Below are 13,273 nucleotides of genomic sequence, written 5' to 3' on the forward strand. Positions count from 1 at the left end.
AGGGCTTGTTTGGGAGGGCCCAGTTTTCCCGGGCCCTCCGCCACTGGGCTGGTCCCGGCCTAGTCGGAGACGTTCGCGCAGACCACGTGCGCGCCGATCTCGATCATGCGCCGCTCGCTGCGCGCGTCGGCCACCCTGGCCATGAGGATCGGCGCCCCGGAGGCGGCGAACTGCGGCAGCCGGGCGCGTACCAGGCGGTGCAGGTCGCGTACGACGTCCTCGGCGGCCGACATGTGCACCTTCACGTGCAGCATGATCCCGGTCGCCCCCGACGCGGTCCCGGCCTCGGAGATCCAGACGTGGTGCACCAGCGGGAAGTCCATGAGCAGGTACGCGATCGCCTGCCGCAGCGCGGGCAGGATCGGGTGCGTGCACCGGCGGTAGCCCGGATCCACCTGCTGCATCGGCCCCGACAGGTGCGGCCGGGGCGCGGGCACCCAGGGCAGCGAGGGGGCCTGCGGGCTCGGCGGGGCCACCTGGGCCAGCGCGGCACCCCGCGACACGGTGGCCATCGCGCCCGTGGCGTAGGCGGCCGGAACCGCCCCCGACAGGACGGGCGTGTGCCCGCTGCGTGTCGTGGTCATGAAGTGCTGGAGATCGTCGATGGGCACGGCCGCGGCGGCTGGTCCGGCCGCGTCGATGACGATCTCGCGCACCCCGGTGACGCGCTGGATGTCCAGGATGGTGTCGGCGTCGCAGGCCGACAGGGAATGGCTGCCCCGGTGTCTGGCATAGGTCGCAGGGCTGGTGTACCCGAGCAGAACCCGGTCACCCGCCTGTGTCGTCCCCAGGACGACGGAACGATCTGGTCGCACTGCCACCAGGACTCCACCGTCGGCAAGAGCGCCCAGCAGGCGATGGGGCGTGCCATGCTGTGCGAGCACGTCGGCAAGCGCAGGATTCCCGATGCTCATATGACGAACCATAGGTAGTCGGCCACGGCTTATCAGGCTAATGGCGAATAAATCTCCCGATCAAGACAAAGATGTGCGCGGAGTGGATGAGTTTGCGGCCGGCTGGGTACGCCGGAACCCGTCTCACATGCTGGCCCCTCGTGAATGCGTTCACAAGCTGCGGATACACTCGGTGGGACCGCTGGGGGGTTCCGTGGACGGTGACCCCCCTCCGCCGTGCCTTAAGGATGCACAGACGTGAACAAGCCCGTCGTTCTGGTCGCAGAGGAGCTGTCCGAGGCTGGCCTCGCCGTACTCGGTGCTGATTTCGAGGTCCGCCACACCGACGGCGCCGACCGTTCCCAGTTCCTGCCCGCTCTCGCCGACGTGGACGCGCTCATCGTGCGCTCCGCCACCCAGGTCGACGCCGAGGCCATCGCCGCGGCCCCGAAGCTGCGCGTGGTCGCCCGCGCCGGCGTCGGGCTCGACAACGTCGACGTCGATGCGGCCACCAAGGCGGGTGTCATGGTCGTGAACGCCCCGACCTCCAACATCACCAGCGCCGCCGAGCAGACGATCGCCCTCATCCTGGCCAGCGCGCGCAACACGGCCCAGGCTCACGCCGCGCTGAAGAACGGTGAGTGGAAGCGCTCGAAGTACACCGGCGTCGAGCTCGACGAGAAGGTCATCGGCATCCTCGGCCTGGGCAAGATCGGCCAGCTCGTGGCGCAGCGCCTGCAGCCCTTCGGCGTCGAGCTGATCGCCTACGACCCCTACCTGCCGCCGGCCCGCGCCGCGCAGATGGGCGTCAAGCTGCTCAGCCTCGAAGAGGTGCTCAAGCAGGCCGACTTCCTCACCGTGCACCTGCCCAAGTCCAAGGAGACGATCGGGCTCATCGGTGACAAGGAGCTGCACCAGGTCAAGCCGAGCGTCCGCATCGTCAACGTGGCCCGAGGCGGCATCGTGGACGAGAGCGCGCTCTACTCGGCGATCAAGGAGGGCCGGGTCGCGGGAGCCGGCCTGGACGTCTTCTCCAAGGAGCCGTGCACCGACAGCCCGCTGTTCGAGCTGGACCAGGTCGTCGTCACGCCGCACCTCGGCGCCTCCACGCACGAGGCCCAGGAGAAGGCAGGCACCCAGGTCGCGCGGAGCGTGAAGCTGGCGCTGGCGGGCGAGTTCGTGCCGGACGCGGTCAACGTCCAGGGCGGCGCCGTGGCCGAGGACGTCAAGCCGGGCCTGCCGCTGGCCGAGAAGCTGGGCCGCGTCTTCACCGCGCTGGCCGGCGAGGTGGCCACCAAGCTCGACGTCGAGGTGCGCGGCGAGATCGCCGCCCAGGACGTCCGGGTGGTCGAGCTGGCCGCGCTCAAGGGCGTCTTCGCCGACGTGGTCGAGGAGCAGGTCACCTACGTCAACGCGCCGCTGCTGGCCAAGGACCGCGGCATCACCGTCGAGCTGGTCACCAGCTCCGAGAGCCCCGACTGGCGCAACGTGGTGACCGTGCGCGGCGTGCTCGCCGACGGCCGCACCGTGTCGGTCTCCGGCACGCTCTCCGGCCCCCGCCAGATCACCAAGATCGTCGAGGTCAACGGCTACGAGATGGAGATCGAGCCGACGGCCCACCTGTGCTTCTACACCTACACCGACCGCCCCGGCATCGTCGGCGTGGTGGGCAGGCTGCTCGGCGAGCACAGCATCAACATCGCCTCGATGCAGGTGGCCCGTGACGTCAAGGGCGGCAAGGCGCTGATCGCCCTGACCGTCGACTCCGCCATCCCCGCCGAGGTCGTCGAGCAGATCGGGTCCGAGATCGGCGCCGAGAGCGGCCGCTCGGTGGACCTGGAGGACTGACACTCCGCGTACGCCTGAAGGGCCGTCACCCGTCCGGGTGGCGGCCCTTCTTGTCTCAGCATGCAAGATACTAGGACTTCCGAGCAGATCCTCGGGTACTGTGGCTGCTAATGCGCCAGGTGTTCGTACTCATTGCCTGCCGCGGCGGGGCCTGTTAGGGCAGGTCGACGACCCGCCGCGGTGAGCGGCGTTGTGTCGGCCAGTAAGTCCCATTCGTCCGGTCCGTGACCCGGGCCACGAGATCAGGCCCGGTCGGATTCGCGACCGGAGTCCGGCTTCCCACTGGAACACGTCCGCGAAATGAGCTGAGTCACATGTACGACATGTACGCCTGGAACCGCACCGAAGAGCAGCAGGACGAGGCCGCCGAGGCCCTGCAGACCGCGCTGGACCGCCGCGACAACGGCGGCGCCCCTCAGAACTCCAGCCGGTAGAACACGGCCGTCCGCCTCATGGCGGGCACCAGCTTGACGATCGAGGCCACCATCCGGTGCACGGCCGACAGACGGTCGAACCCGTCGAGGTCGAACGCGCTCACCGCCTCCAGCACGCGCAGCCCCGGATGGACGGCCGGCAGTGCGGCGGGGCCGTCGATCGCCCAGTGCATCGTGGCCCCCGCCTTCTGCACGGGTTTGTTGAGCCGCTGGAGCCGCAGCCCGAGCGGGCTCAGGGCGTCGAAGACGAACCCGCCGCCCGGGAAGCGGTCCACGATCGCCCGCAGCAGTGCGGGCCCCCCGCTCGCGTCGAGGTAGTAGAGCAGGCCCTCCGCGACGACCAGTGCGGGAGCGTCCGCGGGCACCCGCTCCAGCCAGCCGAGGTCGGTGACCGAGGTGCCGATCAGGTCGTGGCCCGGCCGCTCGGGGAACAGCCGCCGGCGCAGCTCGACGACCTCCGGGTAGTCCACGTCGTACCAGCGTGCCTCCGGTGGCGGGTCCATGCGGTAGACGCGAGTGTCCAGGCCGCAGCCCAGGTGCAGCACGGTCGCCCCCGGATGGGCGCCGAGGAACTCGCCCGCCCACCTGTCGATGAAGCGGGCCCGCAGGGCCACGGCCCTGGCCATCCTGGCGTCCAGCCCGGTCGTGCGGAAATCGTGGTCGATCCGCTCGATCGTCTCCGCCGCCATCCGGTCGCCGAGAATCGGGTGCGGGGAGTTCGCGTCGAGCGCTCTGCCGTACAGGGTGGCGAGGAGGGTCGCCTTCTCCTCGGTCAGATGCACCTTCTCGGATGGCATATCCGACACGCTACGCCGGTGGTACGAACACCTGCCCTTTCGGATACGGAGAGTGTTGGTAACGTCGCTCTGCGTATTCATCCAAGCAGGAGGTTCCCCCATGCGCGCTGTGATCCGTCGTGCCGCGACCATCGCCCTGCCCGCTCTGACCACGGCGGCGCTGCTCGCCGCCCCCGCCCAGGCGCAGGAGTCCTACCTGCGCATCACCACCTACCACGGTGGCGACACCGCGCAGTGGTTCCTGACCTGCCGTCCGGACGGCGGCATCCATCCCGATCCGGTCGCCGCCTGCGACAGGCTGGACGAGATCGGCGGCGACCTGGACCAGATCAGGTTCCGGCCGGACGTGCCCTGCCCGAGGATCTTCGACCCGGTGCACGTCGAGATCTCCGGCGACTACCGGGGCGAGCCGAAGGACTTCGCCGAGGACTACCCGAACCCGTGCTTCGTGGCACAGCTCGCCGCCCCGATCGTGCCCTGACGGCCCGCTGAGGAGGGACGGGCGGCCCCGCGGGGGAAAGCGGGGCCGCCCTGGCTTCTTCAGAGGGTGGCGGTCAGATTGGCGGAGATGGGCTCGCGGCGCTGTTCGAGCTGCTTCTCCCACTGGCGTACGCCCTTGGGGTCCGGCCGGACGGCGCCGACGAAGGCCTGCCTGCGCCAGTCGGACAGCTTCTCCTCCTTCACCACGTCGCCCGAGTGCGGCGCGTGCACCATGTAACCGGGCTTGGAGATCATCCCGACATGGCCCAGGTTGCTGAAGAACACCAGGTCGCCGGGCTCTAGATCGTTCCAGGAGATCTTCCTGGAGAAGGCCCCGTACTGTTCGCGGGCGGTTCGCGGCAGGTCGATGCCCGCCTTCTCGTACGCCCTGAGCATGAGCCCCGAGCAGTCGTACCCTCGATCGCTGGTTCCGCCCCAGACGTACGGGATGCCGCGTTTGTTCATGGCGAAGTTGAGAGCGATCTTCCAGGCGGGCCTGGGTGCCTGGGCCAGTCTGATGCGCCGGATCTCGGCGCCGGTGAGGGTGGTGGTGTCCGTGTCGGTGACGGACCGGGTGGCGACGTCGTCGCCGGTGGCGGCGGGGGTGGCCCGGGCGGCGGTGGCGGCCTGGGCGGCGGGGGTGGCCAGGATGAGTCCGGCAGAAGCCGCTGCCAGGACGATGGCGATGCGAGACAGGGGACTGTCCTTCCATGCGGCCGACCGGGTTAGCTGACGGGCTCGGGCCTGGAAGACAGCCCTACGGCGATGACCGCCGATTCGCCCCTGGGGGGAAAGTGGGTCCCCGGCTCCACGCAGCGGCTGCGTGGATTAGGCTCGACGGACTCTAACGAAACGGTCAAAAGGTCGCAATCCCCCCAAACCGGACGTCCGGAAAATGAGATGGTGTGTTCGTCAGACGAGACGAGCCGGTATGGTTGCCGTCATGGAGTCGCGTAACATCCGCCTGGCCGTCATCCCTGGGGATGGCATCGGCACCGAGGTCGTCGCCGAAGGGCTCAAGGTCCTGGAGGCAGTGGGCACGAAGATCGAGCCCACGCACTACGACCTGGGAGCCGCACGCTACCACCGTACCGGCGAGACGCTCCCCGACTCGGTGCTCGACGAGCTGCGCGGCTACGACGCGATCCTGCTCGGCGCCATCGGCGACCCGAGCGTGCCGCCCGGCATCCTGGAGCGCGACCTCCTGCTGCGGCTCCGCTTCGCCTTCGACCACTACGTCAACCTGCGGCCGGTGAAGCTGTTCCCCGGCGTGGCCACCCCGCTGGCCGGCACGCCGACGGAGAACATCGACATGATCGTCGTGCGGGAGGGCACCGAGGGCCTCTACGCCGGCACGGGCGGCGTCATGCGGCGCGGCACGCCGCACGAGATCGCCACCCAGGAGTCGCTCAACACCGCCCACGGCGTCGAGCGCGTGGTGCGTTACGCGTTCGAGAAGGCCAGGTCCCGCCCGCGCAGGAAGCTGACCCTCGTCCACAAGACGAACGTGCTCACCTTCGCCGGCGACCTGTGGCAGCGCACGGTCAACCGGGTGGCCGAGGAGTACCCCGAGGTCACCACCGACTACTGCCACATCGACGCGGCCTCGATGTTCTTCGTCACCCAGCCCGAGCGCTTCGACGTGGTCGTCACCGACAACCTGTTCGGCGACATCATCACCGACCTCGGCGCGGCCATCGCCGGCGGCATCGGCCTGGCCGCCAGCGGCAACATCAACCCCGAGGGTGCGGCGCCCAGCATGTTCGAGCCGGTGCACGGCAGCGCCCCCGACATCGCCGGCCAGGGCAAGGCCGACCCCACCGCGACCATCCTGTCGGTCTCCATGCTCCTCGACCACCTCGGCCTGCACGACGAGGCCGCCAGGGTCGAGCAGGCGGTCGCCGCCGACATCGCCGAGCGTGGCGCCGGCCGCGGCACCAGCGAGATCGGTGACGACATCACCGCGCGAGTATCCGGCTAGGACCGCCTAGCCCCGTACGCGCCTGGCGGTCCGAAAGGACCGCCAGGCGCGTTTTCGTGTACCCAGGTCGCGGCGGTAACCGGGTCTAACCGCCCATCAACCGCTTGCCATCCCATATAGCGAGACAATAGGAAGTACGGACCGCCCTCGCGAGCGTGACAGCTCCCGGAGGGGTGACCGGGTTCCGGTAGATTTCGGTAGACCGTAGAGAGAAGGACCGCCGTCATGACCATCGCTCAGAAGCTCAGCTTCGACGTGCAGCTATCCGACCACGCTCGCACCGCAGCCGAGCGGGAGCAGGTACTGGCGAACCCGGGATTCGGGCAGACGTTCACCGATCACATGATCTCGATCGACTACACCGAGGGCGAGGGCTGGCACGACGCCAGGCTCATGCCGTACGGTCCGCTCTCGCTCGACCCCGCCACCTCGGTCTTCCACTACGCGCAGGAGCTGTTCGAGGGCCTGAAGGCCTACCGGCAGATCGGCGGCTCGATCGTCACCTTCCGCCCGTACGCCAACGCCGGCCGCTTCAACCGCTCGGCCGCGCGCATGGCCATGCCCGAGCTGCCGGAGGAGACGTTCGTCGAGTCGCTGGAGCTGCTCGTCCAGACCGACAAGGAGTGGGTGCCCACCACCGAGGGCCACAGCCTTTACCTGCGCCCCTTCATGATCGCCACCCAGGCGGGGCTCGGGGTCAACTACCCGTCGAAGACCTACAAGTACATGGTCATCGCCTCGCCGGCGGCCTCCTACTTCACCGGCGGCATCAAGCCCGTCTCCGTCTGGCTGTCCACCGAGTACACGCGCGCGGCCCCCGGCGGCACCGGCTTCGCCAAGTGCGGCGGCAACTACGCCGCCGCGTTCGTGGCGCAGCGGCAGGCGGTGGAGAACGGCTGCGACCAGGTCGTCTGGCTGGACGCGCAGGAGCACCGGTACGTCGAGGAGATGGGCGGGATGAACCTGTTCTTCGTTTTCGGCGACAAGCTCGTCACCCCCGCCCTCACCGGCACCCTGCTGCCCGGCATCACCCGGGAGTCGATCCTGGAGCTGGCCGGCGACCTGGGGCTGGAGACCGAGGAGCGGCTCATCACGGTGGACGAGTGGCAGGAGGCGAGCGCGTCCGGCGACCTCACCGAGGTGTTCGCGTGCGGCACCGCGGCCGTGGTCACGCCGGTCGGCACCGTCAAGGGCGCCGACCGCTCGTGGACCGTGGCCGACGGCACGCCGGGCCCGGTGACGATGCGGGTGCGCGAGGAGCTCGTCGGCATCCAGTACGGCGCCCGCCCCGACACCCACAACTGGATCCACAAGATCGGCTGAACCCGTTGGTGGTGAGCGCTCCGGGGAGGGCTCACCACCATTCCCCGGTATTCAGCGACAATTCCCACGGCGCCGGCAGGAACAGCGGCCCGTCGAGCGCCGCGACCGTTTCCCGGCCGTACGCGCGGCCCTCCGGCTCGCTGAAGAGCCGCACCGTCCGCTGTGCCGGATCCACCAGCAGATAAAGCGGCACCCCGGCCGGCGAGTAACTGCGCGGCTTGACGTAGTGGTCGTCGTAGGAACTGCCCGAAGAAACGATGTCGACGAGCAGCAGCGTCGAATCCCCGTGCACCGCGTAATCCTTGTGAAACCGCGGCGCGCGCGGCACCACCGTCAGGTCGGGCACGTACCGATCGGCCTGACGGCCCAGGTAGACGGTGATGTTCGGCCAGATCTGCCAGCCCCGCTCGACCGCCGGGGCGAGCAGCCCGCGCAGCACCCGGAAAAGGCAGGTGTTGTGCTGCCAGGTGCCCGCCTCGTTCACCACGATCCGGCCGCTCATCGTTTCCACCCGATATTCGGGGTGCAATTCACGCACGGTACGGAATCGCTCTTCGAGGGGCGCGGCCATGCACTCCGTCCTTTCTGGCGGCGGAGTGACCGAGCGTATGCCGGAACGGGGGTGTGAATACAGGGCGTGCGGCGCTAGTTCTTTCTGACGAGCATCATCCCGTCGGCCACGGGCAGGGTCACGACGGTCACCCGGGGATCCTCCATCACCAGGTCGTTGAACTGCCGCATCGCCACGGTCACCGGCTCGTCGTGCGCGGGATCGGCCACCCAGCCCCGGCGCAGCGTGTTGTCCACCAGGATCAGCCCGCCCGGCCGCAGCCGGTCCATCAGCAGCTCGTAGTAGACCGGGTAGTTGTGCTTGTCGGCGTCCAGGAAGGCCAGGTCGATCTGCTCGTCGAAGGTGGCGAGGGTGTCGGCGGCCGGCCCGATGGTGAGCGTCACGCTGTGGTCCAGGCCCGCCTCGTGCCAGTAGCGGCGGGCGATCGCCGTCCACTTCTCGCTCACGTCGAAGCAGTGCAACGTGCCGCCGGACAGCCCGCGCGCGATGCAGATGGACGAATATCCGGTGAACGTTCCCACCTCCACGGCCACCCGCGGCGCCATCAGCTGCGTGATCATCGTCAGCAGCCGGCCCTGGTCGAACGAGATCTGCATGGCCGCGTCCTCGCCCGCGACCTCGGCGGTCTCCCGCTCCAGGGCCGCGAGCAGGGCGTCGGGCGCGGTGGTGTGCTCGGATACGTACCGCGCGACGGCGGCGTCGAGGAGGTATGCCTTCATGCGGCCATTGTTTCCGTTTCAGGTAGGGTCTGCGCGATCAATGAGGTGAGAGTGGGCTGATGAAGAAGCGGTTGGTGGCGGTCGCGCTGGCGTGCGTGGCGATCGCCGTACTCGGGGTGCTGGCGTTCACCCAGGCGGGCGCGTCGTCGTCCGGCGAGGTGACCCTCACCCGGCAGGCGGACGGCTCGATGGTCCTGGCCGACCTGGGGGGCGACGCTCCCGTGCTGGACGTGTACGAGGACTTCGACTGTCCCGTCTGCAAGGACATGCACTCCAAGGTGGACGCCACGATCAGGAAACTCGCGCAGGAGGGCAAGGTCAAGGTCGTCTTCCACACCGTGACGATCTTCGGGGACGAGCCCATGCGCTCCAACTCCATCCGTGCCGCCGCGGCCGCCCGCTGCGTGCCGGCGGCGAACTGGCTGGCGTTCAGGGACGAGGTGTACGCCATGCAGCCCGCGCCGCACGGCACGGCCTCCGGGTTCACCGTCGAGGAGCTGGCCGGGGCCGCGCGCAAGGCGGGCGCGGCGGTCGACTCGTGCGTCACGTCGCAGACGTACGCCGAGGCGCACCTGGCGGAGACGGCCAAGATCCCGCTGCAGGGCACCCCGACCGTGGTGCTCGACGGGCAACTGCTGGGCAACGAGGCGTTCGACCCGGCCGCGCTGGAGCGCCTCATCACCGGAGGTGTCGGCGTGCAGGTGTGAGCTGCGGTGTCCCAGGTGGTGAGACCGGTGTGCCGAATGGTGAATGCGTATGGCAGACTGGGCGGCACCATGTTCTACGGTCTGCTCATTATCGGCAGGCGCGCTGGCTGACGCAGGGACACCGCCAGCGCGCAGACCTCTCACGTCCGTGAGGGGTCTTTTTGTTTTCCCGAACGCATCCGGACTTCCGCAGAGAAGAGAGACTCATGGCCGACGACCGCTTCCACGTCTACGACACGACGCTGCGTGACGGCGCACAACAGGAGGGGCTCAACCTCACCGTCGCCGACAAGCTCGCCGTCGCGCGGCACCTGGACGGTCTGGGCGTCGGTTTCATCGAAGGGGGCTGGCCGGGCGCCAACCCCAAGGACACAGAGTTCTTCAGGCGCGCTCGAACAGAGCTCGACCTGAAGCACGCGCGACTAGCCGCGTTCGGCGCGACCCGCCGGGCCGGTGTGCAGGCCGCCGACGACCCACTGGTGGCCGCCTTGCGCGAATCCGGCGCGCCGGTCGTGACCCTTGTCGCCAAGAGTCACGACCGGCACGTGGAGCTGGCCCTCCGCACGACTCTCCAGGAGAACCTCGCGATGATCCGCGACACGGTCTCTCATCTTCGTGCGGAGGGACAGCGAGTCTTCCTCGACGCCGAGCACTTCTTCGACGGCTACAAGTCCAACCCAGCCTACGCGCTGGAGGTCGTCAGGACCGCCGCCGAGGCCGGGGCCGACGTCATCGCCCTGTGCGACACCAACGGCGGCATGCTGCCCGACGAGCTCGCCGAGATCGTCCAGGACGCCGTACGCACCAGCGCCCGCGTCGGCATCCACTGCCACGACGACACCGGCTGCGCCGTGGCCAACACCCTGGCGGCCGTCAAGGCCGGCGCCACCCACGTCCAGGGCTGCGCCAACGGCTACGGCGAGCGCTCCGGCAACGCCAACCTCTTCACCGTCGTGGCCAACCTCCAGCTCAAGCGCGGCTACGACCTCGTGCCCCAGGAGTCGCTGGCCGAGATGACCCGCATCGCCCACGCGATCACCGAGGTCACCAACGTCACCCCCAACTCCCACGCGCCCTACGTCGGCATGTCCGCCTTCGCGCACAAGGCCGGGCTGCACGCCAGCGCCATCAAGGTCGACCCCAACCTCTACCAGCACATCGACCCCGCCCAGGTGGGCAACGACATGCGCATGCTCGTCTCCGACATGGCGGGCCGCGCGTCGGTGGAGCTCAAGGGCCGCGAGCTCGGCTACGAGCTGACCCCCGAGCACACCAAGTCGCTGGTCGAGCGGGTCAAGGACCTGGAGTCCAGGGGCTTCACCTTCGAGGCCGCCGACGCCTCGTTCGAGCTGCTGCTGCGCGACACCGTGCACGGGGAGCGCAGGCGCCACTTCGAGGTCGAGTCCTGGCGCGTGATCGTCGAGCGCACCAAGGGCGGCGAGCTGGTCAGCGAGGCCACGGTCAAGCTGCACGCCAAGGGCGAGCGCATCGTGGCCACCGGCGAGGGCAACGGCCCGGTCAACGCCCTCGACAAGGCCGTCCGCCAGGCGCTGGAGAAGCTCTACCCCGAGCTGGCCAAGCTGGAGCTGGTCGACTACAAGGTCCGCATCCTCGAAGGCACCCACGGCACCGGAGCCATCACCCGGGTGCTCATCACCTCCAGCGACGACACGGCCGAGTGGGCCACGGTCGGGGTGGCCGAGAACATCATCGACGCCTCCTGGCAGGCGCTGGAGCAGGCGGTCACGTACGGCCTGCTCCGCGCGGGCCGCGACTGCAACTAGCCCGGACCAGCCGGCTCAGATCAGCCCGGCGGAGAAGGACACGCCGTCCACGGTGACCTTCCCGCCGGAGCACGACACCTCGGGCGAGTCCGTCCCCGGCACGATCACCGTCAGCAGCGACGTCGCCGCCGGGGACACCACCACGTTCGTGGCCTGCTTCGACAGGTACGTGGGGGAGACCCAGCCCAGCTTGCCGCCCCGCTCCACCTTCTGCCCGCCGATCCTGTCGCACGACGAGAACTGCAGCAGGGTGACCTTGAACTTGCCGTCGCCCAGCACGACCTTGCCGCCTCCGCTGGAGACGACCTTGAGCGACGGCGCGAACCGCCAGATGTTCCTGACCTTCTTGCCGCCCGACGCCTTGTCCAGCACCGCCATCACGTCGTCACCGTGGTTGACCAGCACCGACCTGGTACGGCTGACCCCGTACGCCTTGTCGGTCACCTTGAACGCCTGCCGGCCCTTGCCGTACTCGGTCTCGACGAGCTTGCTGGCCGTCCTCGGCCGGAACTTCGCCCCCACCACGGTCGGTACGTTGTGCGCCTCGGGCGAGAGCGTCCAGTAGCGGTAGGAGCTCTTCTCGTAGGAGTGGAACCCGCCGTCCACCAGGATGTCGCGGCCCTCGGCGTAGTACGTCACGCCCAGGTGGTCCTCGTGGCCGTGGAACTTCATGCCGGGCCCGAACCTGATCGAGTAGTACGCCGACTCCGGCTTGCCCCAGGCGGTGCGGCCGAAGACGTAGCCGGCCCGGTACGCCTTGACCTCCTCCTTCGGCGTGCCCGTCTCCATCTTGGGCTCGGTCTCGGCGCTGCCGTCGCCGATGGGCACCATGTAGCCGTTGGGCATGGTCGAGTGGGCGATGAAGGTCTTCAGCGCCTCGGCCCGCTCGGAGATCGCGCCGGGCACCTTGCGGTCGCACGCCTTCATGTTCGTCATGGCGACCTGGAGGCGGCCGTACACGTAGACCGCGTACCTCGGCGCCTGCTCCATGAGCGCGCCCTGGGAGTCCACGTCCAGCTTCACCGTGCTCGTCAGGCGGCTGGAGGCCAGGTTCGCCCAGTCCTTGCGGCCGTACCTGCAGCCGATGCCCATGAGCGCGATGTCCTGGTCGATGCCGTGGTTGTGGCCCTTCTTGTACAGGCTCGGGTTCGACAGCAGCTTGGCGTGCGCGGCCAGGCTGTCCTTCAGCCAGCTCGCGTTCACGTGCCTGCTGAGGCAGAGCAGCGGCTGGGTGCGCAGCGAGACCGGGTGGTCCTTCCAGACGTACGGCTGGGTGCCCCTGGCGCCGTACTTGTTGTGCTCCACCCAGTCCTTGGTGATCTCGGTGGCGCGGTCCAGGTAGCGCTGCTCGCCGGTGTTCTCGTACTCGACGACGAGCGTGCCCATCCAGCGCAGCGACTGGAAGACGAACTCCCACGACCGGTTCTTGTACGGGCTGGCGTCCCAGTTGATGGTCTTGCCCAGCTTGTACGCGGGCAGCCCGACCAGCGAGATCTCACCTTTCATGACGTCCTCGGCCGTCGGCGTGCCGGGCAGCCAGTCGCCCTGGCACTCGGCGGTGCGCGTCACCTTGTCGGCCGCCTGCGCGGGCCCCGCGATGGCACCGGTGGCGAGCATGAGGGCAAGAGGGATCGCGAGGCGGCGCACGCCGGGTTCCTTTCGGGACAAAAAGGTGAAGGCGGGACATGCTTTCGGAATCTCGATCAACTGGTCAAGTTGAGTGCCCGATTCGTTAG

13 protein-coding genes and 1 riboswitch are annotated in these 13,273 nt (G+C 69.0%); of the genes, 7 read left to right on the plus strand and 6 right to left on the minus strand.

Features of this window, described 5'->3' with window-relative positions; genetic code table 11:
- Positions 1–59 precede the first annotated feature (59 nt).
- On the minus strand, positions 60–821 hold the full coding sequence (locus tag HD593_RS06520; protein WP_312903375.1) for a hypothetical protein: 762 nt from the start codon (positions 819–821) through the stop codon (positions 60–62).
- 330 nt (positions 822–1,151) lie between these two features.
- Between HD593_RS06520 and serA the strand changes: the two genes are divergently transcribed.
- Complete coding sequence (gene serA / locus HD593_RS06525; RefSeq protein WP_185101301.1) at positions 1,152–2,741, plus strand: phosphoglycerate dehydrogenase; 1,590 nt, start codon at positions 1,152–1,154, stop codon at positions 2,739–2,741.
- A gap of 415 nt (positions 2,742–3,156) precedes the next feature.
- On the opposite strand, the gene HD593_RS06530 is transcribed toward serA, so the two are convergent.
- Positions 3,157–3,972, minus strand: a complete 816-nt coding sequence (locus HD593_RS06530) for a class I SAM-dependent methyltransferase (RefSeq protein WP_185101303.1) — start codon at positions 3,970–3,972, stop codon at positions 3,157–3,159.
- Positions 3,973–4,072: 100 nt separating this feature from the next.
- On the opposite strand from HD593_RS06530, the gene HD593_RS06535 reads away from it, so the two are divergent.
- Positions 4,073–4,453 (plus strand): SSI family serine proteinase inhibitor, encoded by a 381-nt coding sequence (locus HD593_RS06535; protein WP_185101305.1) that lies wholly within the window; start codon positions 4,073–4,075, stop codon positions 4,451–4,453.
- A 59-nt stretch (positions 4,454–4,512) separates the two neighbouring features.
- On the opposite strand, the gene HD593_RS06540 is transcribed toward HD593_RS06535, so the two are convergent.
- Positions 4,513–4,917: a C40 family peptidase gene (locus tag HD593_RS06540; protein ID WP_185101307.1), complete on the minus strand. Its 405-nt coding sequence runs from the start codon at positions 4,915–4,917 to the stop codon at positions 4,513–4,515.
- On the opposite strand from HD593_RS06540, the gene HD593_RS06545 reads away from it, so the two are divergent.
- From HD593_RS06545 to HD593_RS06555, 3 genes are all read left to right on the plus strand, one after another.
- Positions 4,916–5,185, plus strand: coding sequence for a hypothetical protein (locus HD593_RS06545; protein ID WP_185101309.1), 270 nt, complete (start codon positions 4,916–4,918; stop codon positions 5,183–5,185). The genes HD593_RS06540 and HD593_RS06545 overlap by 2 nt on opposite strands.
- Positions 5,152–5,297, minus strand: a riboswitch (cyclic di-AMP (ydaO/yuaA leader). (Overlaps the previous gene by 34 nt.)
- Before the next feature lie 98 nt (positions 5,298–5,395).
- Positions 5,396–6,433 (plus strand): 3-isopropylmalate dehydrogenase, encoded by a 1,038-nt coding sequence (locus HD593_RS06550; RefSeq protein ID WP_185101311.1) that lies wholly within the window; start codon positions 5,396–5,398, stop codon positions 6,431–6,433.
- A gap of 225 nt (positions 6,434–6,658) precedes the next feature.
- On the plus strand, positions 6,659–7,756 hold the full coding sequence (locus HD593_RS06555) for a branched-chain amino acid aminotransferase (protein WP_185101312.1): 1,098 nt from the start codon (positions 6,659–6,661) through the stop codon (positions 7,754–7,756).
- Positions 7,757–7,787: 31 nt separating this feature from the next.
- Here the strand turns inward: HD593_RS06555 and HD593_RS06560 are convergent, their stop codons facing one another.
- Together HD593_RS06560 and HD593_RS06565 are read right to left on the minus strand one after the other, a co-directional pair.
- On the minus strand, positions 7,788–8,327 hold the full coding sequence (locus HD593_RS06560) for a Uma2 family endonuclease (protein ID WP_185101314.1): 540 nt from the start codon (positions 8,325–8,327) through the stop codon (positions 7,788–7,790).
- Between the two features lie 74 nt (positions 8,328–8,401).
- Positions 8,402–9,046 (minus strand): O-methyltransferase, encoded by a 645-nt coding sequence (locus HD593_RS06565; RefSeq protein ID WP_185101316.1) that lies wholly within the window; start codon positions 9,044–9,046, stop codon positions 8,402–8,404.
- A 59-nt stretch (positions 9,047–9,105) separates the two neighbouring features.
- Between HD593_RS06565 and HD593_RS06570 the strand changes: the two genes are divergently transcribed.
- Positions 9,106–9,753 (plus strand): DsbA family protein, encoded by a 648-nt coding sequence (locus HD593_RS06570; protein WP_185101317.1) that lies wholly within the window; start codon positions 9,106–9,108, stop codon positions 9,751–9,753.
- A 206-nt stretch (positions 9,754–9,959) separates the two neighbouring features.
- Complete coding sequence (cimA, locus tag HD593_RS06575; RefSeq protein WP_185101318.1) at positions 9,960–11,537, plus strand: citramalate synthase; 1,578 nt, start codon at positions 9,960–9,962, stop codon at positions 11,535–11,537.
- A gap of 15 nt (positions 11,538–11,552) precedes the next feature.
- Here cimA and HD593_RS06580 read toward each other — a convergent pair whose 3' ends face one another.
- Positions 11,553–13,184: a heparinase II/III family protein gene (locus HD593_RS06580; protein WP_312903376.1), complete on the minus strand. Its 1,632-nt coding sequence runs from the start codon at positions 13,182–13,184 to the stop codon at positions 11,553–11,555.
- Between the last annotated feature and the right edge of the window lie 89 nt (positions 13,185–13,273).

It is taken from the genome of Nonomuraea rubra, from assembly GCF_014207985.1.
In the GTDB taxonomy this organism is placed as follows: domain Bacteria; phylum Actinomycetota; class Actinomycetes; order Streptosporangiales; family Streptosporangiaceae; genus Nonomuraea; species Nonomuraea rubra.